The sequence below is a fragment of the Clostridium sp. C2-6-12 genome, from assembly GCF_009928485.1.
In the GTDB taxonomy this organism is placed as follows: Bacteria; Bacillota; Clostridia; order Clostridiales; family Clostridiaceae; genus Clostridium.
This window is the reverse complement of record NZ_JAABNP010000009.1, coordinates 26,528-51,968: the sequence shown is the minus strand read 5'-3', so window position 1 is coordinate 51,968 and position 25,441 is coordinate 26,528. Positions and strand designations below refer to the sequence as shown.

Here is a 25,441-nt window from a genome sequence, read left to right as displayed (position 1 = left end):
ATATTCCTATATATATATTTGAAATTTAATATCTTCAATTGCATCTAAAATAATAGCTTGTCCTCTAAGGAATACTTGAGAACCTGTATTACTTTCTTTTATTTCTTGATCCTTCATTGCTCCAATGTCTATTCCTTGACTTTTTAAATAAACTTTTTGCGCTTCTAAGTCAATTTCAGCTTTATTTTGACCTTCAATGCTGCTATCAAGTAATCCATCCAATTCTAACCCTTCAAAATAGCCATTAATAGCTGTAATAAGTAAGCACTTATGGTCATAATCATTTGGATATTTACCAATATAACTATCTTCAGCTGTTGTCTTAATATCATCATGCATTAAGTCCATAATATCTACGATTTTAATTTTCTTAAAATCATCGCCTTTATTTTCAATTGTAGTAACAAAACTGTTTACTGCTCTATCAATCTTAACTTTCTTTCCATCATTAAATAAGATTAATTTACCTGCATCAACAGCAGCATCTCTTTCCTCTTTCTTTAAATGTGGAACATCGACAACTTCTGCAAGTGGTGCAAAAGTAGCACTAATAGTTAGTGGTGTTCCTGCCAGCATCCCTGCAATTCTTGAACAGTATTCTGCTGCAGTATAAGTTTTATTTGCTGTCTTTATATCATCAGTAGAAAAATTGATAATTCCTTCATTATCTGCTGGACAATGAGGAAGTACTGCTTTTACTTTAATATCCTTAGTACTTCTTAATTGCTTAATCCAAGTAGCAAAATCTGTTGCTCTTGCAGTAATATTTGCTTCTGTATCCACCTTACCATCTGCTGTTAAACCAATTCCTGGCACTACTACATAATCCCACTTTATTGTTTCTAGGTGGCTTTGAGCATCAGAATAATCATGTGAATCTGGTGCTATTACATAAGCAAGCACTTTCTTAGGTGGATTTTGATATCCTATCATAGCAAGTTTAATTTGTTCTTTATTAAAATCTGATAAGCCTTCTGGAATTTCATCTATAGTCTCCATTTTGATTGGATTACTATAGGATGTTGGCATAGTATCCTTTAATATAAGTACTACTACTCCTCTTTCTCCTCTTTTTATTGCAGTTATTCCTGCTTGTTTAAATACAATTTCAATTGATGGTTCTCCCATTTTCTATTCCTCCTTAAAAATTTAGATTAATTTTTTCAGCTTTAGGACTTTGAGATTTATTAAAGATTCTATCTTCAGTAAATTCTAGCTTAAGCTTGAGATGTATTTCTGTATTTTTTGCCCTGCCTCTTAACCTTCTTATTTTTGCAGCTCTATCTAAAACCTTTATATATCCACTGCTGAAGGTTTCCCGCATAATATCCCAAACTTCATTTTGTGCTATCAAGTCAACATTCATAGATTCATCTAATGGTGGATAATAAATAATTTTCATAGTTATTATATTTAAATAACTATTTCTATTTAAATCTATCTGCCTGCTAGTAATGAAATGAATAAAAAAAGAAGGTCTTGCAAAATCCTTCTCTAACTTTGATGTATATACTTTTGTGTTTGGGAATTTTTCAATTAACATTCCATTAATTGAATTAATCAATTCATTAATCATGAACCTCCTCCTATAATTTTATAAGTTATAATTTAGGATTAATAAAAACTTATACTGCAAATTTCTCCCCCTTTCCTTAAGTACCATTTTTTTATAAATTCAAAGTACCTTGCTTTGAGTTCAAGATATTTTTTCAACATAAAAAGAACCCCTATTCCTAAGAGTTCTTTAAATAGATCAAATATATATGATAAGAAATAATTGTTTTGTAATATTAATATCTACATGTTTCGTTTTAGTTATCTTTATATTTTTATTTCCAACATATATAATTGCTTTAATTATTTTTATTTGCTTTGGTTTTTAATGCTTAATAAATAATAATGTTTGAAATTTATCTTTTCTTCTCACTTACTATTATATTACGTATTATTATTATTTTCTTATACACTTTATCTAATATACCTATAATTTTTCTATAACTTTTCTATACCAGCGCTATTTAGGACATTTTATAGCTTCATATTTCACTTAAATTCATATATTTATTTTTTTCTCCAATTAATAATGAATGCATCATATAAATTGCAGCCTTAATAATTTTGAATATATTATTTATAAGTAATTAGTAATATAAAAGCAATCTAATCAAACTTTCCTCCAAAATTTAATATGACTTGTGAGAGCTGAGACGGTCGTTTATATATATTGGGGAATCTAATTTGTATTTTTGGCTTGAATAATTGTGCATCTAAAAAAATTAAATTCTTATTTAACGAAAAGAAACCCACAAGTAACAATTAAGTTACTTGCAGGTTAATGTATTATTGAATGTAAGGCACTAATAAAAATTTACTGAATTATTGTTGTTATTTTCCACCAATATTAATTGACATACTGTACACATCTGCTTTTCCACTACTTTGATATCCTTCTACATTGAATGCAACTTCATACATTTTGCCCAATTTCATTCCTTTATTTGCCCATGCGTCAAAATGCTTTGTAACAGATATAGTTCCGCTTGTACGTTTTGATTGACGAACGCTCCAATACTGCTTAAAAGTAGTTTTGTTTCCTTCAATTGAAGGTTGATCAACTCTAGTAGTTTCATATATATCATACGTACCGCCATCAATATTAACGGTTCCCTTTGATGTTGCTCCAGGTGGTCTCCAGCTGCCCCAACTATCTACGATATAATATTCTACTAATGGACTAGTCGACCATCCATAAACACACAAATATGAATTACCAGATGGTTGATAATTACAACCGTAATTTACTGATATATTTCCAAGCTGTGAGTAAGTCTTGGTTTTGTCGAATAGCCTGCCTTTACGAAATAGGGCATTCCCAATATTACTCCACTGACAACTAAACGTTCCACCGTCATTAAGAGTCATACTTGTATTCCCATAATCCTTCCATAGTGAATAGTCATAACCACCATGAGTACCAACACCATTTGATGTGATTGTTTTGGAGGCTGCCTGTGCGTTTACTGAAAACGATGTAAACAAGATGGAAAAGCACATTAATTTTGCAAAAATCAACACAATTTTTTGTTTCAATTTGCTACTCATTTTAATATCACCCCTCGTATTTCATTTTTATACATCTTAATATTTTGTTTGGTAAATTGTCCTTAAGGATTGTAACAATATTAACAAGATTTATACTATTTTACAATCAATTTATCGCAAAATGGTAATTTTTAGTCTTGATTAAATACTCTCTCTTTAATACAACAAAATTTGCTATGAAACATACCTTTCCATTTTTTTAGCTGCTTGCTTCTCCAATTGCTTGATTCTTTGGTAAGATAAATTTAATTTATCTTGCACAACATAATATTTTCTACGTTCTATATGAATTATTTGTATTATATCCTTTTCTTCTTCTGTCAATATTGTCATTGCATTGTTTATTCTTTCTAGTTCTCTTTTTTTAGCTGCCTGTTCTCTATATAATTGCTCTTTCCTTTCCATTAAAAGTTCTGCTTGCTGCTCAACACTAGAAGTAATCTTATAAGTTTTTCCTGTTCGTTCTTCCATGCTTTGTCCACTTGTTCCTAAGATTTCTTCTTCCAATTCTTGAACTCTTATGTTTATATCTGCAATATCGGCTAACATTTCCTTATATCTTCTTACTTTATCTATAGTATTATTCATAATAAATACCCCCTTAAAATTTTATATTTTTCTAACTTAATTTAACTCGCCATTTATCTTATAATCTCACAAGTTATTTTGAAGTAACTTGTACTTGTACAACTATACCTATTAGTTAGTCTTTCTTCTTTCCACTTATCTTTAAATCCCTAAATATATCATCAGTAGTGCATTCATAAATTTCAGCTATCCTTTTGATTAACTTTGGTGAAGGATTTGCCCAGCCCTGCTCCAATTTATAAAAAGTACTTTTACTTATGTCTAGTAACTCTATGACCTCCTCACTATTAAAACCCAATTTTAATCTTCTTAATCTTATTGGTGTTAATTTCATTCCCACTTCTCAGCTCCTACTCTTTATATATTTATTTTTATTAACTAATCTAGTTTTCTCCTCATTAACATAATATTATTTTATCAGCAAAACTGATAATACGAAAGTATGTTCGCATTATAAATACTGATATTTTTAATAAATATATGACTATTCCTTCCATTATCTTTCATTTTCTTAAAATCTCCATTGATTTTATCAGTAAACATGATAAAATTATCAGTAAGAGGTGATTATATGTTAGGTGATAAAGTTAAGCAGCTAAGAAAAAATTTAGGGCTCACTCAACAAGAATTAGCTGCATCTATTGAACTCAGCCAATCAGCCATAGGTATGATAGAAGGAAATAAACAAGGTGCCAGCAACGATACTTTAATAAAACTAGCTCAAGCCTTAAATACAACCGTTGACTATTTACTTTCTACCGACACGGCCAAATCTACTAATGATAACACTGATGAATCTATACTAGAAATTGATGATGATATAAGAAGAATTGAAAGAGCTCGAAAGAAAATGGATCCTAAAAATAAAGAAAAAATGATGAATATTCTGAGATCTGCTTTTGATGAGTACTTTGACGATTAGATATAAATACATAAAAAATATTGTTAATGATATTTATATAAAATTAAATATCACTGAATTTCCTATAGATATATTTAAAATAATTAATTCTTTCGATAATATAAAAATAGTTTCTTATCATCAATTTATGATTGGTCATAACTTAACTAAAGAAGAAACTTTTGAAATATTAACCTCTGAAGAAGGGTGTACTGACTATTTTAAGCCTTTAGATAGATATATTATTTATTACAATGATTTAGACGATAAATCTGAAGGACGAATTAGATGGACATTAACCCATGAATTAGGTCATATTTTATGCCGACATTATTCAAATAATACAAAATTATTTTCGAAAAATTTAACTGAAGAAGAATATAGATTTAAAGAAGCAGAAGCCAATCATTTCACTGGGCTTTTACTATCAAATCCAATTATATTAAAAAAATTAAATGTTAGATGTTCATATGATATAGAAATTTTTTGTGCCTTATCTTCACAAGCTGCTAAATATAGATATGATAATTATAGAAAATGGTGTAAGCATGAAATTATGACCAGCTCTGATAGAAATATCATAAGAAATTTTCAAAATTATTTAGATAAAAAGAGACAGGATTATGAGGAATATCTCGCATTTATGAATTCTTTTTAATTCATAAAAGTTAATGGCGAATTTACTTTATCTGCTAAAACCATATTTTATTTGAATTTAATCTACTTACCTTTTGGAACTAATAAAATTTAAAATATAAAAAATAGCAAGTAAAATATCTTCATCAATTTTACTTGCTATTTTTTTGGATCAATATGATTATGAGTAAAAAACCTATTCTAGTAGTTTTACTTTTTCAATTCTCATTTTCTTTATAGTCAACTACATCAAATACTAATCTCCTACTTTTTCATCCAATCTCTGAAAATCCCTTTAAAATATAAGCTTTTTAATAGTCTTCTCTACCTTCTACCAGTTTTCATTTATAGAAAAATCCATTTAATTTATTAATTTCGTATATTTATGGAACCTACTCCAGCTTTTAAATCAAAGGTATAGGTTTGTTCACTTGAAGTTTTTGCATCAATTTTACAGCTTCCAACTCCCTTTTCCACATCAAACTTAACTGGTGAATTCTTAGGAATTGTAATATTAACATTGCCAACTCCTCCTCTATATTTAAGATTACCACCTACTTCTGCCATCCTAATGTTAGTTTCACCAATACTTCCGTTTATTGCAATATCGCCACATTTCTCATTTAAATTCAAATCAACCATTCCTACTCCTGAATTCAAATTTAATTTATCAAATTTAACTTCATTACATTGCAATTTGCCAGCTCCTCCTGAAATATCAATGTTTTTTACCTTTAATCCTTCTATATCAGCTAATCCCGCACCTTGTTTAAAAGTAAGATTTCCTTTAAATTTTGAAGGAATTAAAACATCAATTACAGATTTATCATCATCACTTTTAAAGGACCCCACTACATTATATCCCTTTTCAATAATTTCAAATTTTGAATTCTTTTTATTAATAGTCATGCCTTTACTTTTTTCAGAAAGCTTACCAGTTATCTTTATTTCTTCACCATCATATGATTTAATAGATACCTTGGCGGCTGAAACTTCAATATTAACATCATTTATTTCTTCCATGGCAATCTTTTCATCTATTGTTTCATTACTATTTATAGTAATACTTATATCTTCAGTTGCTGCTGCTTTATTGTCATTATTATCTGAGCTATTGCTTATTTCAGCACTTATATTATTACTTTCATAATTAGACTTAGAATTTTGTGTAGTTGAATTTGCATCACATCCTATAATTGAAAGTGTTATTATACTTATAATTCCTAAAACTAATATTCTTTTCACAATATTTCCTCCCCATTTTCCATTTATTATAAAATTACTAACTATATATGAAATTATAAGCTTCAAATCTTAATATACTTACATTAATTTCTTAAATTTTCCTTATGACTGTAAATTTTTAACTTACTATTTTTATACATATTTCAATAACATTTTTATCGAAAAACAATAAATATGTATTGTTTTCTAATAAAATTAGTGATATATTATTAATACCATATTTTATAAGGAGTGGTTTATTTATGAAAAAGCATTTTGCTTTAAAATTTTTAAGGGCATTATTAAACATTTCACAGTTTTCTGCAGGATTATTTTTATTAATGTTTATGATAGCGCCGTTTGTGTATAAATTTTCAATACAAATAATTATTTATTTATTGGTCTGCTTAACATATTATATGATCGTTATTTCAATTTCTGATGCTATAATTAATTATAGAGTTCCAAGTAACTTTGAACTGTTTGCAAATAAATATGGTTCTATTAAAGGAAGTTTCCTAATATATCTTGTAATAACTTGTATGGCTTTTGTTTTAGCTGAAATATTTGAAAAAGCTGTTATACTAAAGAATGAACACGATCTTACTATTTAAAGGAGTGAAACGGTGGGTATTATTATAAATCTAGACGTTATGATGGCAAAAAGAAAAATCTCACTTACAGAATTAGCAGAAAGAATAGACATTACAAATGCAAATTTATCTATATTAAAAAACAACAAGGCAAAAGCTATAAGATTTTCTACTCTTGAAGCTATTTGCCGTGAATTAGAATGTCAGCCTGGTGATATATTAGAATATCAAGATTAGATTTTACGGAGTGATTTTATGAAAAAATTAAAATTTCTAAAGTTTATTTCAATTATCTTTATTAATTATTTTATACTTAGATTAATTTCATTCTTTATTTCACACTTTTATTCTTACACCTTAAAAGATACAGCTTTCCTATTAGGATTAATCGTATTTATAATTGAATTATTCATAAATATATCTGGTAATTCATTAGGACTTTCACTTAGCTCTTTAGGGCAAGTTAACTCTCAATATGTATCTAATATTGATTTTAAAGCATATGAACATGAAGATATAAAAAATAAGCCTGAAGTAAATATTAAAAAGCTTCTTAACTCAGCTTTACTTTTTTCAAGTATATTTATTTTAATCACAGCATATTATCTATAGAACAACTTAAAATAGGAAATTCAAAGTATAATTTATAAATCAAATTTCTTTCTTATAATCTAAGAACATGAAAGCATATAATTAAAAATTTATATAAATTATGATTGGAGAAATTATTATGGTTAGTAGAATGTTAGATAAGAATTTTACACCAACAAAAGCTGAAATCTTTAAACACATTGGGAATACTGGACAACTTCTGCTTACTAAATTTGATGAAGCTTTTTCAAAGCAATATGATATGAAAAAAGAATTGAAATTTCCGTTTGGAAATAATTATGGATGGGGGTATAAATATTCTCACAAAACAAAACACTTATGTTATGTATTTTTCGAAAAAGGTCAAATAGATGTAATGCTCCAATTAAGTTCAACTAATAAAGAAAAACTCAATCAGCTAATTGAGGAAGGTCTCCCTTTAACAAAAGAATTGTGGAAAGATAAATATCCTTGCAGTGATGGTGGTTGGATTAATTACAGGCCAAAAACTGAAGAGGATATTGTTGAATTAATGAGATTGCTTGCTTTTAAAAAGAAACCTGTTTTAAATACAGTAAGTTCCATATGTTCCTAACAGCATTAGCCAAAGCAAATATGTAAAGGTTTTTTCGTAAATATCTTTCCTTGATAAAAACGTAAATAAGCAGTTTTTAAAATCACTTGGATTTAAAATGGCTGCTTATTTTTCATTTGAAGTATTTTTAATTAACTTTTATATCAATAGATAAATTAGTTTTCATGGCAGGTTGTCCACCTATTTCTAGCACATAAAGAGCATCAATATTTCCACCTTGTTCACTAACATTGATTTTTAGCTTTCTAGTATCTATTCTAATGTCCATTACACCATAAGGTGTTTTATATAAGGATGTTGTTGTTTTGTTATTTTCAAATTCCATTTTAGTTTCTGTAGTACCTTCTCTTATTAAATCAAAAGAATCTTTTCTTATTAAAATCGTAGTTTTAGTACCCTCCATTCCAGAAATCTTTGTTTCATCATACTGTACCTTATAACCATATTCTGTTTCACAAAAATCTCCAGGTGTAACTACGCTTATTGTATCCTCTTCTTCATTAAAAATAGCACTATCAACGGTGATAACTGCTTTTTTGTTCATTAATTTCCCTCCAAAATTTTAAATTCACGTTATTTTATTAATTATATACTTTATGTTCACAAATTTATATATGCATATATTGGAACAAGAAACCAAAATGACCTTAGATAGCATTAATCAATTTATAAAAAATCATTTTTCAACACACATACCAATATATAATATTAACTAAATAAAAATAATAATATTCTAATTAACTATATACTTGTCCAACTCTTCTTGAGTCATAGAATTTACTTCCTTAGTATCAGTAAATTCAGTTGATACTTTACCAAATTTAACTTTAACCAAAGCTTCATCTCGGCCTTTACTATATCTAACAGCCAATCTGCAAGCAAATGTTAAATCTTCATCGTTTGGAGTCTCACCTTCTGGAATTATAACCATAGCACCATTGAAATTACAAGTTATAAACATTATATCCTTGTTGTTTAATAATTTCTTTAATTCTTCTCCTTCTTCTCCAGTTCTTGATACTATGATTTTCGTTTTATTGTCTGTTATAAAATGTCTTCCAAATTTTAATAAGTGTAGGTCTTTTTCAGAAACCACTTCTTTTCTATCTATAGTTTCCTTTAATCTTATTGAATAATTTGGTTCTGTTAATTTACAGCCTCCTGCTGGAGATGGATAATCCTTTATTCCCCATTGCTCTGCTAATGCCATTTGTGGTTTTCTATTTCTTCCTGAAATACTTAAAAGTTTTTCTCTATCAACTAATCCATCAATCTCCATTTGAGTTTCTTTTAAATTTTTTGCACATAATGGTCTTAATATTTTATCACTAAAACCAGATTGTTTTTTTACAACATCTAATGCAGATCTATTTTGTGACATAGGTCTTTGATTTAAAACCTCACCTGTAATAATAAAATCAGCATTAAATTTTTGAAGCATTTCACCTGAATATCTCATCATCATAGAATGGCAATCTATACATGGATTCATATTTTTCCCCCATCCATGCTTTGGGTCTTTAACCATCTCAAAATGTTCCTTTGAAAAATCTATAACCTCTAAAGGTATATCTATCTGCTTTGTCATTCTCTTTGCATTTTCTTCATTGAAAAAATAAGATCTAAAACAAATTCCTATTACTTCTATTCCTTGTTCTTTAATCAACTTAGCTGCTAAAATACTATCTAGCCCGCCTGAAACCATAGCTAATGCTCTTGTCATCTGTTGTGACCTCCTAATTAAATAAATTTTTTATTAATTCTACTATTTTAAATTTTATCTGTACTTTCTCTTTATCTCCAGCATCTATTTTATCTGATTTTTCTTGATCACTAGTCTGCTTTTCTGTATTGTCCTTATTATCTTTTTTATGGTCTTGATCTTTACTATTCTTTTCCTTGTCAATTGTTTCTGATTTTTTCTCTCCACTATTTGATTTTTCATCTTCTCCATTTAAATTTATGCTAAAATCAAAGTCACCCTTTTGAGAATTTATTTTCTTTTCTGTTTTATCATATTCAACCTCTGCCTTAGTCTCATCTACAAAGCATAATGGTGGAAACATTACACACCACCAATTTTTCCCTTGACCATTCCCTATTATTATTCTAAAGGCTTCATAATTTCCTTGAGGCAAAGTTATTTTCCCATAAGACTTTTCTGGAAAGTTTTCTCTTGATAATTCAGTTTTTACACCATAACTATAATTATTATCCTTAATTACTTCTTCTGCAAGCTTTTTAACTTGCTCCATCTTATCTTTTATAATATTTCTAGATTCTTCTAAGGATTCAGAAGCATTTAAATAAGGATATAAGTAATCTATAACTTTATTTTTTATTTTTAATTTTAAATTTTGGTCTTCTTCAGTATCACTGTTAGCAATAACATGAAATCTTATTAAATTATTCTTAACTTCATCATAATCTAGAATTCTATTTTTATTTTGAGTTTTTGAATTTACATCCTTACAATCATCATCTGTATTAACCATTTTATTTCCCATATTGTTCCAGGGGTCTGTCCCCATGCTTGTACACCCTTGGAATACGCTCATAATAATGCATATTAAAACTACAAAAATCATTCTTTTTAATCTTAAAATTTGTCTCATAAACAAACCCCCTCGCAGTTAAAATTATTACCACTTAGGAGGCTTTTATACGTTATATCTAAAAATAATTTTATATTAAATAGTTCTAGTTATAAATACATCCTTATATTTCTTTTTCATATTGTCATAACACATTTGAGCCTTTAACATATCATCAAAGAAAGCAAAAACTGTAGGACCACTTCCACTCATCATAGTTCCAATACAACCATTTAATTTGACTTCTTCTTTTATGTTAGTTATAGTTCTATGCTTTTTAAGTGTTACATTTTCTAATAAATTCTTCATATTATTTGCAACAAAATAAATATCATCATTCTCCATAGCATTGATCAATTCTTCTATCCTAGGATGAAAAATCGCCCTGCTTAAGTCAAATTCTTTATAGACTTCTCTCGTTGATACTCCAAATGGTGGTTTAATTAAAATTAATATCTTATCTTTAAATGGTTTTAGTTGGGTAATTTTTTCTCCAATACCTTCACATAATGCAGTTCCTCCACTTATACAATAAGGCACGTCTGCTCCAAGCTTTAAGCCCAAAGCTTTTAATTCCTCTTCTGAAGCATTAACATTAAAGATTGTATTCATAAGCTTTAACACACCTGCTGCATCAGTGCTTCCACCTGCAAGTCCTGCTGAGACTGGTATGTTTTTGACCAAATCAATTTCAACACCTTGATTTATAGAATAAGTTTCAATAAATAGCTTTGCTGCTTTATATGCTAAATTCCTTTCATCTGTAGGAACATAATGTTTATTACATTTTAATATTATTCCTGAATCTACTTTATCAATTATAATTGTGTCATATAAATCTATACTCTGCATTATCATTCTAAGCAAATGATAACCATCTTCTCTTTTCCCTACTACATCTAAGGCAATATTAATTTTTGCATAAGCCTTAATCTTCATTTTCATATATCCTTTCAGCACATTTTAACAATATTTTATCATAGGTAAAATATCTTGTCTAATTAACTTAAGGAAAAAGATTTAGGCATATTAAAAACTAACAAATCCCAAGTGATTTTTTACTTCATTAGTTTTTTATATGCCTAAAATTACTATACAGTTTCACATTTCTTGTCTGTAATTTCTAATTCATCTATATATTCTTTGGAATCTCCTTTTACAATATCCAAAAGTGGTTCTAGCTTTTCGTAAAAAACTATAATTATATCACCTTTTTGGCTCATTCTTATAGCGTTCTTTAATGCTTCTACCTCATCTAAACACACTTTTAAATTTGCATTTTTTTTCGTATCTAATACAGCCTTTTCTAATATAGCTGCAACCTCTCCAGACTTTCTTCCTCTTTTATCCTTATCTTCCTTTATGATTATTTTATCAAAATTATTAGCACATATTTCCCCAATTTCATATCCTATATCATTACTTCTATCTCCTGGAATACCAATTACCCCAATTAAATTATTTCCTTTTTTAATCTTTTTCAAAGAAGATATTATAGCTTTATATCCTTCAATATTATGAGCATAATCTAAAATTATTTTTCTATCTCCATAGGTATATATATTAAATCTTCCACTATTATGTTCACTATTTAATTTAAAGTCCATAAATCCCTTTGAAATCATGCAATAATCAATATTTAATCCTACAAGCCCTGCACAAGCTGCCATTGCATTTTCAATATTATATTCAAGCTTTCCATCATAGGATATGGGCATTTCTTTTATTGAAACTATATCATATTTTCTATGATTATTAACTACACATATCTTGTTATCTTCAATAAATACAGCTATTTTCCCCTTTGATATATTTTCCTGTATCAATGGATTTTCTTTATACTTAGAGAAATATATTATTTCAGCTTCAAATCTGTTTATTATAGTTTTACTGTATTTATCATCAGCATTTATAACTACAAAGCCATCCTTTTTTACTGCTTCACCTACTAATGCCTTTGCAAAGCTTAACTCCTCAATTGAATTGATTTCATCTAACCCCAAGTGATCATTTGTTATATTTGTTATTATCCCTACATCAGCAAGGTTATAAGCGAGACCTCTCCTAACCAGTCCTCCTCTAGCAGTTTCTAGTACAGCAACATCTACTTCATTATTCATTAATACTGTCTTTGCACTGTCAAACCCTGTATCATCACCTTTGTGAACACACCTATCATTTAAATATACACCATCAGTACAAGTCATACCTACACGATTTCCCATCTTCTTTAGTACATGACTTATTAAACGTGTAGTTGTAGTTTTTCCATTAGTCCCTGTAATAGATATTATAGGAATACTTTGGGGATTATTATCATAAAGCATTTCTAATATTGCTTTTCCAACATTACGCTTTTTGCCCTTCCAAGGATAATGATGCATTCTTATTCCAGGAGCTGCATTTACCTCCATTATGATTCCGCCATTTTCTTCAAGCGGAACACTTATATCCTTTGTACAGATATCAATTCCACATATATCAAGGCCTAAAGCCTTAGCTGCATTTACACAACATTCTATATTTTCTTCACAAATTTCCTCTGTACAATCTATGGCCATACCTCCTGTAGAAAGATTAGCATTTTCTCGAAGCAATACTTTCTCTCCATCCTTAGGTATATAATCCAAATTTAGTTTTCTCTTTTCTAAACATGAAACCAATTCTGAATCTATTTTTATTTTGGTTAAAGCTTTTTCATGATCTTCTCCTCTTGATGGATCTTCATTTAAAACTTCAATTAATCTTTTAAGATTATCATTTCCATTTCCAATAACAAAAGGAGCTAACCTTAAAGCTACTGCTTCCACTTTGTAATTTACAAGACAAACTCTGTAATCATTACCTTCGAAATATTTTTCAATAATTATATCTTTAAAACTTTTTTGCAGATTTATATATCCCTCAACTAACTGCTTTTGATTTTTTATGTTTAAAATTACGCCTCTTCCTTTGTTCCCACATTGAGGTTTTAGCACTACTGGATAACCTATCTTTTCTGCATCCTGTAATAAACCAATTATGTTAAATACTTTAGCTCCCTCTGCTACAGGAATATTCTGCTTTTTAAGCAATTGCTTGGTTAAAAGCTTGTCGCAAGAAATATCAACTCCTACACACTTTGTACTACTTCCTATAGATGCTTCTATAAATCTACTCATTTTACCATAACCTATTTGATAAATATTGCTATCTTCTAGCTGAGTAACTGGAAGATTATATTCTTTTGCTGCATCACAAATTGCCTTTGTAGTACATCCTATATGCTCATTTTTTAATATCTCTTTTATTATATTCATTCTACCTTTAAAATCTATAGGCATTTGATTAATTAATGAATCGACCAAATCTACAGCAAGCTTAGCTACTTCAACTACAGTATTTTTATATTCATATTGAACAATAATATAATACATATCACCTTCAATTTCTCTTGCTTTCCCATAGGATACATCTATCCCTAAGTTATTTTGTATAGCAATCATTATATGTTCACAAATATGAGCCAAATAAGTTCCTTCTTCAAGTCTTTTAACAAAGCCCTCATCTTCATCAATTCCACATCTATGAGTTTTCAGCTCTGGTATCATTTTTACAAGGTTGAAATTAAAATTTGGTATATTTTTGCTTGGTATTTCACAGTAACCTTCTAAATCAACATCTATTCTTATGCACTTCTTATGAGAATAAATATTCTGTTCTTCATATATTCTCTTTTGTATTATCTTCATGACTAACCTGCTCCTCCTCAAAAGGTAACTTTTTTATTAGGTCAAATTTATTTCCATCAGTTAATATATGCAATTTTACATTGTGCATACTTAAAATTTCATCAGCTTTTAATTCTGATACATTAGTATATGTAATTGTGCTCCCATCAACAAAATAAACCGCGCCTTCCCCTATAACCTCAATAGCTCCAGACTTATTTACTACTATTCCTGTATTTTCATCTATACCTATTCCTAAAATTTCAGGGTTTTGTGCAATTCCAGTTAAAAGTCTTCCAAACCTACCTCTTTGGGCAAAATGCTGATCAATTATAACATCTTTTATCAATCCAAAACCTGGTGACATTTTTAACGTACATTTTCTTGGCGAATCCTCCTCCTTACCTTCAACTATCATTGTGTCACTCATAACAGAGGCTCCTGCTGATGTACCTACAATAAAAGTATCCTTATGACAAGCTTCTTTCAAAGCATCATAAATAGGAGTACCACCAATCAAACTTGTTATCCTTAATTGATCTCCGCCTGTAAAAAATATCAGTGAAGCTTCCTTTATTAATTCTACATTAATTTGATCAAAAGCATCCTTTCTTTCACTAATATCAAGAACTTTTATATTCTTAACCTTAAGTTCCCCAAAAACCTCTTTATATTTGACTGCTACTTCCCTAGGGTATTCAGTTGCAATTGTTGCAATTAATAATATATCCTGATCTTTATTAATTGAATTACATACCCTGTTTAATATTTCTTTTTTGCCTTCTTTGTCCTCGGCACCTCCAATAATTATCAAGTTGCCACTTAAAACATCTTTCAACTATTATCACCTCATATCATGCAATAAATATTATTACCACTGATCTGATATTTATTCAAAAAATAAATAAAAATAAACACCCCAAAATAAATTAACTACGTAATTTATTTTGAGGCATTCTCCACAAACTTAATTCTATATTATATTTTAAAAAACCAGAAAAGCTCCGCTTTTCCTCCTTAACTCTAGGCTGATTTTAAGGTCCTCGTTGCAGATAAGTTCCGCATTGTGGCATAGCCACTCTTGTCAGAAGTGCATAGCCACTCTTTTTATAGGTTTAACTCTTAACTGATTAAAAAATTGCTCTTCCAGGAATTATTAGTTTTTGTCCTTCCTGAATATGTTGCGAGTCCTCAACCTTATTTACTTTAACTAAATCTGCAACCGTTGTATTATATTTTTTAGCTAATTCCCATAAGGTATCTTCTGGTCCTACCACATAAATAGTTATACTTGCTTTTTTTTGAGACATATCGCCTTCTTCTTCAAATGCATCTGAAATGAATTCTTTATTCACTTCATATAAAATTTTACCCGATAGTATTATTACTGCTTTAACTGCTATACTATTGCCTTCAATTGCTGCCTCTATGTTCTCTAAATTTGCCTTTACTATAGACTTCATATTTTCATCAGCACCAGAAATTTCAATGGCTGCTGTAAATGGAATTTCAGCTTTAACACTTGCTAAGTATTTCTCTTCATTAGTCGTTTTATACAATATATCTGCCTTAACAATTCCTTCAACAACAACTCTGTCCTTCATGACTTGCTTATCAGTTAATATTATAGCTGCATTAGCTGAAATAATATGATCAGGTCTCATATCATTTTCTTTTAATTGAACGTTTTGTTTAACAATAGCTTCTGAATTGTTTACCCCATGAAGGATTCCAACTTCATACTCATCTTTTCTGAGCCCGATTAAACACTTATTAGAATAAGCATCCTTAATTGTATCTATGTTCTCCTTTGAAAATACTTTAACATTGGCCTTAACTGTAAACTCATCATTTATTATTCTTATTTCACCTAAATCGTCTTCCTCAAGCATCAAGTCATTATCTGATATTTCATAGCAAACAGTTGGTATCATATCAGATGATATTCCTTGAACCTCCTGTTCCTTGGATAAATAAATATCATCCTCTAATGGAATTACTTCCTTAGAATCTTCTCCCTTATAAAGGATGTTTAATTTACAATAACATCCAAGATAAATTTTATCGTCTGTAATCTTAACTTCTTTTTTGTGAAGTTTTAATGAACAATTCAATATCTTACCTACCTGAGGCTTATCCATTCCAACCCTAATCATACACTTTCCAGTTAAATCCATATCTTCATTTGCACTTATTTTATTTATTGTTTCTGTTTTCTTTAAAACCTCTACTTGATCACTACCTTGAATGTCTTTAACAAATTCAAATTCATTACTCTTATAAAGCTCCCAATCTATAGTAATTACACCTTGAATGGATATCTTTCTTTCATTCATAATTGCAGCTTCAATATGTTCTACATTACATTGCGCTTCACAAATAACCTTATATTCACCTTGATTTAAATCAATATTATTTGTGAAGTTTTGATTATAATTAACTGAATTTACAACAAGTCCATCTTCTCTAGCTAAATATATTACTGTATATTCAACCTTGCCTTCTAGGATTATTTTATCTCCTATTATTTCTTTGTTAATTATCATTGGTCTAGCTTCAACAGTTAATATTTCTTGTACATCAGGATGAGTGTCTGGAATCAAATATTCATCTTTTAATACCGTATTGGAATTACTTTCCCTAAGCAATTTTTCGAACTGTACATTTTCTTTTATAATATCTATCTCTGCCATACTTTATACCTCCATAAAATTCCTATTATTTATTTATATACATGCACCTTGAACTTTATGATTAAAAAATGACCATATTTATATTAATTTTGACCAACGATTCTATCTAATTCGCCCAATATTTCATTTTTTTAAATTTTTTTTCGTTTTTTTATTGACATATCTATTTTTTTGTCGTAATATAGTAATTGGTTATTGACCATATAACCTCTCATAAATTCTCAATACCCTTTTATACCATAGTTGAAAGATGGAAACCCACCATCTTTCTTTTTTTGTTTAAAAAATTACTAAAGACATCCTTTCTAACTATAATTATGATACATCTTTTCCATAAATGATCTTTTTGAATTTTCATTGATCAATTTTAATTTATATTATATATACATTTTTAAATACTTAGATTCTTAGGTTATATTTTATTTAATTTAAGTCAATTTCATGTATATATTTTTTCAAAATACAATTTTAAAATAAAAAATAATTATTTACACAAAAAGAAAAACTTCGATAAAATCGAAGTTTATATCCTAGTTGGAAATACCAATTGTACAGTCTTTGTTAATACATCTGAATAACTATATGTCACAGTCCTTTGGGTGTCATCTTTTAATCTTATTACAAAAATGCTTGGGTACACGCTTTCAATGATGCCATCATTAACTAAAATCTTTTTCCTTCCACCATTTGCCTTTAGAGTGACCTTTTGACCTACATGTCTCTCTATGTCGTTTTTAATGGAAGCAATAGTTTTTATTCTTTCCATGTATACACCCTCTTTCTCATACAATTATACCCCAACCCAATTATTTTGTCAAGCAAAATTAATATTTTATCATTTTCCACCTATACTTGTCAATGTAAACATTTTTCCAAATAAATATTTTTTTACGGTATTTCATTTTATTATCTGCATATTTCTAAATATTATTCTATTTAATAATAAATTTTTATAGTACATAAGTTCTAAATAATTAACTTCATAAATAATATAAAAAGCAAACTGTAGAAATAGTTTTTACAGTTTGCTTTTTATTTAACTCCATTCATATTTATCAACTAATTTTTGAACCAATTTCTTAATAGCACTTGCTTCTGATATCAAGAATATAACTAATAAGAAAATTCTTATTCTTTCCTCGTCATTAGCTTTTAAATCAAGTTCTTTTATGATTTTTTCAAATTTTTCTTCATGGTTTAACACTGGATTTAGGGGAGTACTTAAACTTTCATTTTGTACTTGTATAAATATTTTATACGTTTCTTCCCATGACAATATATCATCATTGTGATCATTTATTTCATTAAAAGCAAGTTTAAACACTTTTTTAATTTCTTCTGTTGTTAAAAGCGGCCTCATATAGCTAATTAAAATTAGTTGAATCAAATGAGTTTTAGTATAACCTCTTTTTTTTCCGTCTTCTGGTTTAGATATAACCTCACTTTTAGCATAATTTTGCACTATATTCTTTGTAAATTCTTCCTCTTCGAATTTATCATTCAAAAAATCTATAACTTGAGATAAAAATAAGTCGAATTGAGGTAAATCTTCATATGAAACTAAACTGTTTTTAGTCATTTCCTTAACTAATTGTTCTATATAATTTGAATAAAAATCCTTTTCCATATCTTAATACTAATACCTCCAGTCTCAATTAATAGTATTTTCTTTATTACTCTTTTAATTCATAAGACTTTTATCTATACCTATATTATACCGTATTAATTAACTTATCACAAATCATTTCAAACTCTATACCTTTATATTGATCACTTTATAAGATTATATTCAATGTTAATCATTAAATAAACATGATGTAGTAGTTTTATTTATTAGTATAGTTTTTACCATTTAGTAAAAAACAATCAAAAAATACTAAATATATTTTCTATTCACTTTTAATCTTTATAAGTGCAAAAACTATAGCTCCTACTGCTGCAGCTAAAATTGAAGCAATCATAATGCTTATTTTTGCTTCAGTCAATATTCCTTGATCTGCAAATGATAAAGATGAAACAAATAGTGACATAGTAAAGCCAATGCCTCCAAGTACACTTGCACCATATAAATGTCTTTTAGTTACTTGATGTGGAAGGCTTGCAATCTTTAATTTCACTAAAATATATGAAGCTCCAAAAATACCTATTTGTTTTCCTACAAACAATCCAAATATAATTCCTAGGCTTACTGGTTCAAATATACCTGTTGATACACTATTAATATCTATAGCTATACCTGAGTTAGCAAGAGCAAATATTGGCATAATCACAAATGAAGACCATGGTGCTAAAATATGCTCAAGTTTATGCAAAATTGAGACTTCAAAATCATGAACACTTTTTCCTGATGGCAGAACCATTCCAAGGAGTACTCCAGCAATTGTTGCATGTATACCTGACTTTAAAATACAAATCCATAAAACTATGCCCAAAATAATATATACCGCTGTAGATTTTACATTAAATCTATTAGCGATTATAAGTAAAGCTAAAATAATCCCTGCAATAATTAAAGCAATCCAAGAAATTTGGTTAGTATAAAATACTGCAATAACAATAATAGCACCCAAGTCATCAACTATAGCCAAAGCTGTTAAAAATACAATAATTCCTTTAGGAGCTTTCTTTCCTATTAGAGAAAGTATGCCCAATGCAAACGCAATATCTGTTGCCATAGGAATTCCCCAACCTGTAATGGTTGGCTCATTATAATTAAATACTGCATAAATGATTGCAGGTACAATCATGCCTCCTATAGCTGCTGAGACAGGAAGTATTGTCTTTTTTAAAGATTTAAGCTCTCCAAATTTTATTTCTCGTTTTATTTCCATACCAACTACAAGAAAAAATATAGCCATTAATCCATCATTAATCCAGTGCAGAACTGACATTGATAAAGAGAAATCTTTATATCCAATAGTTATATATGTATGAAGTATATTTTCATATGCTCCAGCCCAACCTGAATTTGCTATTATTATTGCAATAACTGCACAAGCTAAAAGTATTACTCCACTTGAAGCTTCATTTTTAAAGAAATATATAAATGGATTTAAAATTTTTCTATATATCTTATGTAACATAATTTATCTCCTCATTTCTTATTATCTAAGTGAAATATTAATTGTTATTTTCAGTGTTTCACTATATTTTAATTTTATTTATATTGGTTAATTATTTAAAATCTTTTATACATTATTATTTATTTCCAAAAACATTATTTTTTCACCATTTAATATCTATCATTCCTAAAAAATTTAACAAAAAAGATGGGAAACTTAAATAGAGTTTCCCACCCCAGAAACTAAATTGCTTGAAAGCAAATTGTAAAATTTACCCAACCGAATCCTTTTAACTAACAGTTAATAATTAACCTTTTATAATACATATTATACTATATTGAAATATATTTATCAAGTTTTTAACTTTAGTATAAGGTAATTGGCACTTTAATTAAAAAAAAGCCAGAGGCTTTTCAACCTCTAGCTCTGAACTTATAACTCTTAATTCATAACTGAATTAGATTTCTGTTATTACAGGTAAAATCATAGGTTTTCTCTTCATCTTTGTATAAACGAAGTTATCTACATCTTTTCTTATGGCATTTTTGATTTCAGACCATTGAGTTAAATTACCTTCAAGGCATCTATTTACGCCATTAGCTACAACATCTCTAATTTCTCTAATCAACGCTTCTGAATCCCTTACATAAACAAAACCTCTTGTTATTATGTCAGGCCCAGATATTACAGTTTTGTTTGCTCTGTCTATAGCAACAACCACTGTTATAATTCCATCTTGACCTAGATTTTTTCTATCTCTAAGCACAATATTACCTACATCACCAATTCCTGCACCATCTATTAAAACTCTTCCAAAAGGAACTTTTCCAGTTATTTGCGCTTTAGTTCTTGCTACTTCTAATATATCTCCAGATTCCATTAAAAATATATTTTCTTTATCCATCCCCATGTTTTCTGCAATTTTACCATGGCTTCTCAAATGTTTATACTCACCATGTACTGGCACGAAAAATTTAGGTTTTAATAATGCATGAATCAATCTAAGTTCTTGTTCACAGGCATGACCTGAAACGTGTATAGCTTCTATTGCTTTGTATATTACATTAGCTCCTCTTTCTGTAAGATCATTTATTACATTAGATACAGCCTTTTGATTTCCTGGTATTGGAGTTGCTGAAATAATAACAGTATCTCCTTTTTCTATTTGAATATGCTTATGAGTAGCTGCTGCTATTCTTGTAAGTGCTGCCATAGGTTCCCCTTGACTTCCAGTAGTTATTATTGTAACTCTGTCATTTGGGTATTTTTTAATATCATTTAAATCAATTATCATATCTTCTGGTATAAATAAATATTCAAGCTCTCTTGCAACTTCATTTATCTTTTCCATGCTTCTTCCGCTGAAAGCAATCTTTCTATTATTTTTTATAGAAGCATTTGCAATCTGCTGTACTCTGTGAATATTAGATGCAAATGTAGCAACTATTACTCTTCCTGTTGCTTTAGAGAAAAGATTTTCTAATGTTTCGCCAACTTTCTTTTCAGACATTGTATACCCTGGTTGAAGAGCATTTGTACTTTCAGCTAATAAAAGAACAACTCCCATTTTCCCAAGCTGAGCATATCTTTGCAGGTCAATCACTTCTCCATCAATAGGTGTAAAATCAATCTTAAAATCACCAGTATGAACAACAATTCCTACTGGAGTATGCATAGCAATAGAGCAGCTATCAGCTATACTGTGATTTGTTCTTATAAATTCAATTTTTATTTTATCTAATTCTATAAATTCACCTGGCTTAACAATATTTAATGTACAATCATGAAGCATGCCATGTTCTTCAAGCTTACTCTTAATTAGACCTATTGTTAATTTTGTACCATATATTGGCGCATTAATTTGTTTTAAAACATAAGGAAGTGCTCCTATATGATCTTCATGACCATGAGTTATATAAAATCCTTTTATCTTTTCCTTATTCTTTACCAAATATGTTACATCTGGAATTACAAGATCAATTCCATAAAGCTCTTCATCTGGAAATGCAACACCGCAATCAATAACTACTATTTCTTCTTCGTATTCAAAGGCAGTTATATTCTTTCCTATTTCCCCTAATCCACCTAAAGGTATTACTTTCAATTTACTTTTAATTTTGTTTTTATTTTTGTTTTCCATTTTATCTCCTAACTTGTAACTAAGTTCAATTACTTCTTAACTTCAAATAAAAATACTCCAAAAAAACATTTCAACTTAAAAGTTATAAAAACTTATGCCTTAAGTCAGCACATCATACTAAAAAATACAATAGCTCAGTACACTTTCTATAAAGCGAAGCTTCTTAGGTGAAGCTTTATATTCCACCTAAATTTATTTAAACTTATCCGTAAGCGTCCACTGTTATTTCCACCTTTAAGAAAGTAGGAATACTACAGCTGCCAGCTATCAAAGAAATTTTTTACCATAAAAAAATTCACAATATACTTCCTCTAACAACCTAATATCAAGACGCATATTGAAGTCTACAAAGCATAATATTCTTTTCAGAATAACAATAAGAACTCAGTTACCACTAAATTTTCATTATTTCATAATCTTATTTTCAATGTACTTAAAATGCTTTTCTCTCCGATATGTAGTATCATGACAACATGAAAATCCATCTAATTTGTCTCTGCATTATCTTAATAATTCCTGCAAAGATTAAAATTATACTAATAATCACTACACCTTAACATTTCTTCAATACATCTTTTTATACTATTATAAAAAAACTTGAATAAATACAAACTTATTATTGTCAGCATTTATATTCATTCATCTTTTTTTATATATATAAAATATACCACATCTAACATGAGTGTAACAAGAAACTTATTCTTAATTACACTCATAAATTTATAAATTTGTTTTACATCCTTTAAATTAAGCAAACCAAAATATTATTTATTCTAAAAAATAAGTATAGCTAAATTTAGGTTTTTATCATATCTAATAGTGACTCATAGAAGTTTTAAGATATAAATTCCTTATATGGTATACGTACAGAAACTCCAGTATCATCAAATTTATATAAAGTTCCTTCTAGAGGCGGTCTACCATTTGCTAAATTCATTCCCATAAGATAACATGCTTCTGCCATAGCAGATGCATCTTGAAGTACTGTGCCTGCCATTTCACCTTTTCTTATTAATTCCTGAGCTGCTGGAATTCCATCAACTCCAACCACTGTTATTGTTTTTGAAGGATCTCCAAGATTATATCCATATTTTTGCAATGCTTCAATAGCTCCTATTGCCATTTCATCATTATTAGAAATTACAGCTTCAATCTTATTTCCATAATACAAATATAGCTGCTCAAATTTATCTCTTGCTGATTGCCTCTCCCAATCACAAACTGTTGATGCTAGTTCATTTGTTTGAATCCCAGCATCATTAATTGTTGAAATAGAATATTGAGTTCTTGCAATTGCTTCTTTATTATCTGCTTCACCTATTAACATAATATATTGTAATATATTATCTCCATTTATATCCATAACAGTTTTTGTTCTTATTCCATTCATTAATAATAATATTACCTTCTAAAATTCCTGCCTCTGCTACAGTAGTTCCTACAAAATATGCTTTATTATAGGATTGAACCGCACCAATATCAAGTGGTTCCCTATTAAATAAGACTACAGGAATATTAGAGTCCTTAATTCTGTTAATAACCTCATATGAATTTTTAGTATCAACTATGTCTAACAATAAAAGCTCTGCATCATTATTTTCGATTATATTATCAATGGTTTCATTTTGTATTCTCTGATCATTTTTTCCATCGTAAAACGTAAACTCAACTTTTCCTTGATTGTTTTTTTGAATTTCCTCTAAACTTTGACGAACAAGAGAAATATATGCATCATCAAATCTATATAATAAAACTGCTGCCCTAACAGGCTTTTGTCTTTTATTCAATGTTTCACTATAAATTGGATTTTCATTAGCTGAGAATATTATAATAAACGAAATAATTATATCTATAATAACAAATATCTTTCTACCCTTCCTCATTATAATACCTCTCTTTATCAAATATGTATTTTATTCTATTAATATAATCCCAAGCTTTTTATAAAACTCATAATCTATATTATTATTTACTGTTAGCTCATGATCTTGTTTAAATTCCATCACATAAATTTTCATACCTTCTCCATATATCCCATCTGGCTTTCCTAGATAATACCCCTTTTCCTTCATTTTTCTCTGTACCTCTAAAACTGCTGCACCTCTATCACCTGGCTTTAAAGTTACTAATCCTTTTTCAAAACCTCCGTAAGGTCCTCCATATATGGCTACTATCATTCCAACCCTTACATATTCATATAATTCTTCAACATCTTTATTTAACATTCTAATACAGCCATGAGATGCTTCCGACCCAATTGAACCTGATTTATTTGTACCTGAATTCCAAAGGTTCCCCATGACACATTTAAGCCAATCCACCTTGTACCAAATCCGCCGCTCCATTTACCCATACCAATAACTTTCCACGTACCTATTGGTGAAGGTGTTTCCTGTGAATCTTTTATTCTATGATACCTATTTATTTTTATATTAAATTACTTCTTTTATACATTTTTATTTTCTAAAATTTTTAAAATCTTCAGCTATGTTTGGATTTTTCTTTATAAATTCAACAAAATCCTGAAAACATTTTGTTGTTTCTTCACTTATTGTATGTTCGATTTTTTCTGTTTCTTTTAATATTTCACCTTCAGGAATATTTAATATTCTTAAAAATTTTTCAATTGTATTATGTCTGTTAAGTAAAACTTCTCCAAGCTTTTTCCCATTTTCTTCAAGGATTATAATTCCATACTTTTCATACTTAAGCATTTTTATTTCACTTAACTTTTGAACCATTTTCGTAGCAGATGGTGGTTGAACATTAAGTGCACTAGAAAGTTCATGAATTCTCGTAAATCCATTATTTATAGATAATCTATATATCATTTCAAGATAATCCTCCATAGATGGTGTAAGTGAATTTACTTCTTTTTTCATATATTCATTAAAGGTATGAAAATCTTTTTTAGCCATATTACCACATCTCTCTTACGATTTATTCAATTTATTATATGCTTACATGAATAAAAAGAATACATAAATGTAGCATTCATTAAACTAATGCATA

At 28.5% G+C, this 25,441-nt stretch carries 23 protein-coding genes, 3 pseudogenes and 1 other annotated feature; of the genes and pseudogenes, 6 read left to right on the top strand and 20 right to left on the bottom strand.

Going from position 1 to position 25,441, the window contains the following annotated elements; translation table 11 throughout:
- Positions 1–6: 6 nt before the first annotated feature.
- The 5 genes and pseudogenes from GXK56_RS09330 to GXK56_RS09310 all read right to left on the bottom strand — a co-directional run bounded on the left by GXK56_RS09330 (position 7) and on the right by GXK56_RS09310 (position 4,024).
- Positions 7–1,128 carry a phage tail sheath subtilisin-like domain-containing protein gene (locus GXK56_RS09330; RefSeq protein WP_160687193.1) on the bottom strand — a complete coding sequence of 374 codons (1,122 nt, stop codon included), beginning with the start codon at positions 1,126–1,128 and terminating at the stop codon, positions 7–9.
- 13 nt (positions 1,129–1,141) lie between these two features.
- A complete protein-coding gene (locus GXK56_RS09325; protein WP_160687192.1) occupies positions 1,142–1,576 on the bottom strand; it encodes a DUF6838 family protein in 435 nt (144 codons plus the stop codon).
- An 839-nt stretch (positions 1,577–2,415) separates the two neighbouring features.
- Positions 2,416–3,090: pseudogene (locus GXK56_RS09320) on the bottom strand (glycoside hydrolase family 11 protein); the annotation flags it as partial.
- A 186-nt stretch (positions 3,091–3,276) separates the two neighbouring features.
- Positions 3,277–3,690, bottom strand: a complete 414-nt coding sequence (locus tag GXK56_RS09315) for a hypothetical protein (protein WP_160687190.1) — start codon at positions 3,688–3,690, stop codon at positions 3,277–3,279.
- 115 nt (positions 3,691–3,805) lie between these two features.
- Positions 3,806–4,024, bottom strand: coding sequence for a helix-turn-helix transcriptional regulator (locus GXK56_RS09310; RefSeq protein ID WP_160687306.1), 219 nt, complete (start codon positions 4,022–4,024; stop codon positions 3,806–3,808).
- 237 nt (positions 4,025–4,261) lie between these two features.
- On the opposite strand from GXK56_RS09310, the gene GXK56_RS09305 reads away from it, so the two are divergent.
- Together GXK56_RS09305 and GXK56_RS09300 are read left to right on the top strand one after the other, a co-directional pair.
- The gene (locus GXK56_RS09305; RefSeq protein ID WP_160687189.1) at positions 4,262–4,612 is read left to right on the top strand and encodes a helix-turn-helix transcriptional regulator; all 351 of its coding nucleotides are present in this window, start codon (positions 4,262–4,264) and stop codon (positions 4,610–4,612) included.
- Positions 4,593–5,249, top strand: a complete 657-nt coding sequence (locus GXK56_RS09300) for an ImmA/IrrE family metallo-endopeptidase (RefSeq protein WP_160687188.1) — start codon at positions 4,593–4,595, stop codon at positions 5,247–5,249. Before GXK56_RS09305 ends, GXK56_RS09300 begins: the two co-directional genes overlap by 20 nt.
- Positions 5,250–5,596: 347 nt before the next feature.
- Here the strand turns inward: GXK56_RS09300 and GXK56_RS09295 are convergent, their stop codons facing one another.
- On the bottom strand, positions 5,597–6,472 hold the full coding sequence (locus tag GXK56_RS09295; RefSeq protein WP_160687187.1) for a DUF4097 family beta strand repeat-containing protein: 876 nt from the start codon (positions 6,470–6,472) through the stop codon (positions 5,597–5,599).
- 242 nt (positions 6,473–6,714) lie between these two features.
- On the opposite strand from GXK56_RS09295, the gene GXK56_RS09290 reads away from it, so the two are divergent.
- From GXK56_RS09290 to GXK56_RS09275, 4 genes are all read left to right on the top strand, one after another.
- Entirely contained in the window at positions 6,715–7,065 is a 351-nt protein-coding gene (locus GXK56_RS09290; RefSeq protein ID WP_160687186.1) for a hypothetical protein, read from the top strand.
- Between the two features lie 12 nt (positions 7,066–7,077).
- On the top strand, positions 7,078–7,281 hold the full coding sequence (locus tag GXK56_RS09285) for a helix-turn-helix transcriptional regulator (protein WP_160687185.1): 204 nt from the start codon (positions 7,078–7,080) through the stop codon (positions 7,279–7,281).
- Between the two features lie 18 nt (positions 7,282–7,299).
- Positions 7,300–7,656 carry a hypothetical protein gene (locus tag GXK56_RS09280; RefSeq protein WP_160687184.1) on the top strand — a complete coding sequence of 119 codons (357 nt, stop codon included), beginning with the start codon at positions 7,300–7,302 and terminating at the stop codon, positions 7,654–7,656.
- A 118-nt stretch (positions 7,657–7,774) separates the two neighbouring features.
- Positions 7,775–8,230 (top strand): DUF3788 family protein, encoded by a 456-nt coding sequence (locus GXK56_RS09275; RefSeq protein WP_160687183.1) that lies wholly within the window; start codon positions 7,775–7,777, stop codon positions 8,228–8,230.
- A 127-nt stretch (positions 8,231–8,357) separates the two neighbouring features.
- Here GXK56_RS09275 and GXK56_RS09270 read toward each other — a convergent pair whose 3' ends face one another.
- From GXK56_RS09270 to mntR, 14 genes and pseudogenes are all read right to left on the bottom strand, one after another.
- Positions 8,358–8,774, bottom strand: coding sequence for a DUF1934 domain-containing protein (locus GXK56_RS09270; protein WP_160687182.1), 417 nt, complete (start codon positions 8,772–8,774; stop codon positions 8,358–8,360).
- Between the two features lie 189 nt (positions 8,775–8,963).
- On the bottom strand, positions 8,964–9,953 hold the full coding sequence (locus GXK56_RS09265; RefSeq protein WP_160687181.1) for a tRNA 4-thiouridine(8) synthase ThiI: 990 nt from the start codon (positions 9,951–9,953) through the stop codon (positions 8,964–8,966).
- A gap of 271 nt (positions 9,954–10,224) precedes the next feature.
- Positions 10,225–10,845, bottom strand: a pseudogene (gene spoIIR / locus GXK56_RS09260) (stage II sporulation protein R); the annotation flags it as partial.
- A 75-nt stretch (positions 10,846–10,920) separates the two neighbouring features.
- Complete coding sequence (ispE, locus tag GXK56_RS09255; protein ID WP_160687179.1) at positions 10,921–11,763, bottom strand: 4-(cytidine 5'-diphospho)-2-C-methyl-D-erythritol kinase; 843 nt, start codon at positions 11,761–11,763, stop codon at positions 10,921–10,923.
- A gap of 152 nt (positions 11,764–11,915) precedes the next feature.
- On the bottom strand, positions 11,916–14,555 hold the full coding sequence (cphA, locus tag GXK56_RS09250; RefSeq protein WP_160687178.1) for a cyanophycin synthetase: 2,640 nt from the start codon (positions 14,553–14,555) through the stop codon (positions 11,916–11,918).
- Positions 14,527–15,372, bottom strand: coding sequence for a cyanophycinase (locus GXK56_RS09245; protein WP_160687177.1), 846 nt, complete (start codon positions 15,370–15,372; stop codon positions 14,527–14,529). The genes cphA and GXK56_RS09245 overlap by 29 nt, the downstream gene beginning before the upstream one ends.
- Before the next feature lie 292 nt (positions 15,373–15,664).
- The gene (locus tag GXK56_RS09240; protein ID WP_160687176.1) at positions 15,665–17,227 is read right to left on the bottom strand and encodes an SPOCS domain-containing protein; all 1,563 of its coding nucleotides are present in this window, start codon (positions 17,225–17,227) and stop codon (positions 15,665–15,667) included.
- Positions 17,228–17,750: 523 nt separating this feature from the next.
- On the bottom strand, positions 17,751–17,993 hold the full coding sequence (locus GXK56_RS09235; protein ID WP_160687305.1) for a Veg family protein: 243 nt from the start codon (positions 17,991–17,993) through the stop codon (positions 17,751–17,753).
- A 270-nt stretch (positions 17,994–18,263) separates the two neighbouring features.
- Positions 18,264–18,854 carry a DUF1836 domain-containing protein gene (locus GXK56_RS09230; RefSeq protein ID WP_160687175.1) on the bottom strand — a complete coding sequence of 197 codons (591 nt, stop codon included), beginning with the start codon at positions 18,852–18,854 and terminating at the stop codon, positions 18,264–18,266.
- A gap of 262 nt (positions 18,855–19,116) precedes the next feature.
- On the bottom strand, positions 19,117–20,310 hold the full coding sequence (nhaA, locus tag GXK56_RS09225) for a Na+/H+ antiporter NhaA (RefSeq protein WP_160687174.1): 1,194 nt from the start codon (positions 20,308–20,310) through the stop codon (positions 19,117–19,119).
- 203 nt (positions 20,311–20,513) lie between these two features.
- Positions 20,514–20,570: a sequence feature (sodium ion sensor (DUF1646 type); this cis-regulatory element may regulate processes involved in with the transportation of sodium ions), on the bottom strand.
- A 176-nt stretch (positions 20,571–20,746) separates the two neighbouring features.
- Positions 20,747–22,429, bottom strand: a complete 1,683-nt coding sequence (locus GXK56_RS09220; RefSeq protein WP_160687173.1) for a ribonuclease J — start codon at positions 22,427–22,429, stop codon at positions 20,747–20,749.
- Positions 22,430–23,264: 835 nt separating this feature from the next.
- Positions 23,265–24,312: pseudogene (locus GXK56_RS09215) on the bottom strand (galactose ABC transporter substrate-binding protein).
- 30 nt (positions 24,313–24,342) lie between these two features.
- The gene (locus tag GXK56_RS09210) at positions 24,343–24,729 is read right to left on the bottom strand and encodes a L,D-transpeptidase family protein (RefSeq protein ID WP_243156069.1); all 387 of its coding nucleotides are present in this window, start codon (positions 24,727–24,729) and stop codon (positions 24,343–24,345) included.
- Positions 24,730–24,885: 156 nt separating this feature from the next.
- A complete protein-coding gene (mntR, locus tag GXK56_RS09205; RefSeq protein ID WP_160687172.1) occupies positions 24,886–25,347 on the bottom strand; it encodes a transcriptional regulator MntR in 462 nt (153 codons plus the stop codon).
- Positions 25,348–25,441: the final 94 nt, after the last annotated feature.

What these genes read in the sequence shown, in the direction of transcription:
- GXK56_RS09275 (WP_160687183.1), top strand. Translation starts at nt 7,775, where the DNA reads ATGGTTAGTAGAATGTTAGATAAGAATTTTACACCAACAAAAGCTGAA.
- GXK56_RS09310 (WP_160687306.1), bottom strand. Translation starts at nt 4,024, where the DNA reads ATGAAATTAACACCAATAAGATTAAGAAGATTAAAATTGGGTTTTAAT.
- GXK56_RS09270 (WP_160687182.1), bottom strand. Translation starts at nt 8,774, where the DNA reads ATGAACAAAAAAGCAGTTATCACCGTTGATAGTGCTATTTTTAATGAA.
- GXK56_RS09325 (WP_160687192.1), bottom strand. Translation starts at nt 1,576, where the DNA reads ATGATTAATGAATTGATTAATTCAATTAATGGAATGTTAATTGAAAAA.
- GXK56_RS09300 (WP_160687188.1), top strand. Translation starts at nt 4,593, where the DNA reads ATGAGTACTTTGACGATTAGATATAAATACATAAAAAATATTGTTAAT.
- GXK56_RS09220 (WP_160687173.1), bottom strand. Translation starts at nt 22,429, where the DNA reads ATGGAAAACAAAAATAAAAACAAAATTAAAAGTAAATTGAAAGTAATA.
- GXK56_RS09235 (WP_160687305.1), bottom strand. Translation starts at nt 17,993, where the DNA reads ATGGAAAGAATAAAAACTATTGCTTCCATTAAAAACGACATAGAGAGA.
- mntR (WP_160687172.1), bottom strand. Translation starts at nt 25,347, where the DNA reads ATGGCTAAAAAAGATTTTCATACCTTTAATGAATATATGAAAAAAGAA.
- GXK56_RS09280 (WP_160687184.1), top strand. Translation starts at nt 7,300, where the DNA reads ATGAAAAAATTAAAATTTCTAAAGTTTATTTCAATTATCTTTATTAAT.
- GXK56_RS09305 (WP_160687189.1), top strand. Translation starts at nt 4,262, where the DNA reads ATGTTAGGTGATAAAGTTAAGCAGCTAAGAAAAAATTTAGGGCTCACT.
- GXK56_RS09240 (WP_160687176.1), bottom strand. Translation starts at nt 17,227, where the DNA reads ATGGCAGAGATAGATATTATAAAAGAAAATGTACAGTTCGAAAAATTG.
- GXK56_RS09230 (WP_160687175.1), bottom strand. Translation starts at nt 18,854, where the DNA reads ATGGAAAAGGATTTTTATTCAAATTATATAGAACAATTAGTTAAGGAA.
- ispE (WP_160687179.1), bottom strand. Translation starts at nt 11,763, where the DNA reads ATGAAGATTAAGGCTTATGCAAAAATTAATATTGCCTTAGATGTAGTA.
- GXK56_RS09330 (WP_160687193.1), bottom strand. Translation starts at nt 1,128, where the DNA reads ATGGGAGAACCATCAATTGAAATTGTATTTAAACAAGCAGGAATAACT.
- nhaA (WP_160687174.1), bottom strand. Translation starts at nt 20,310, where the DNA reads ATGTTACATAAGATATATAGAAAAATTTTAAATCCATTTATATATTTC.
- GXK56_RS09265 (WP_160687181.1), bottom strand. Translation starts at nt 9,953, where the DNA reads ATGACAAGAGCATTAGCTATGGTTTCAGGCGGGCTAGATAGTATTTTA.
- GXK56_RS09290 (WP_160687186.1), top strand. Translation starts at nt 6,715, where the DNA reads ATGAAAAAGCATTTTGCTTTAAAATTTTTAAGGGCATTATTAAACATT.
- GXK56_RS09315 (WP_160687190.1), bottom strand. Translation starts at nt 3,690, where the DNA reads ATGAATAATACTATAGATAAAGTAAGAAGATATAAGGAAATGTTAGCC.
- cphA (WP_160687178.1), bottom strand. Translation starts at nt 14,555, where the DNA reads ATGAAGATAATACAAAAGAGAATATATGAAGAACAGAATATTTATTCT.
- GXK56_RS09210 (WP_243156069.1), bottom strand. Translation starts at nt 24,729, where the DNA reads ATGGGGAACCTTTGGAATTCAGGTACAAATAAATCAGGTTCAATTGGG.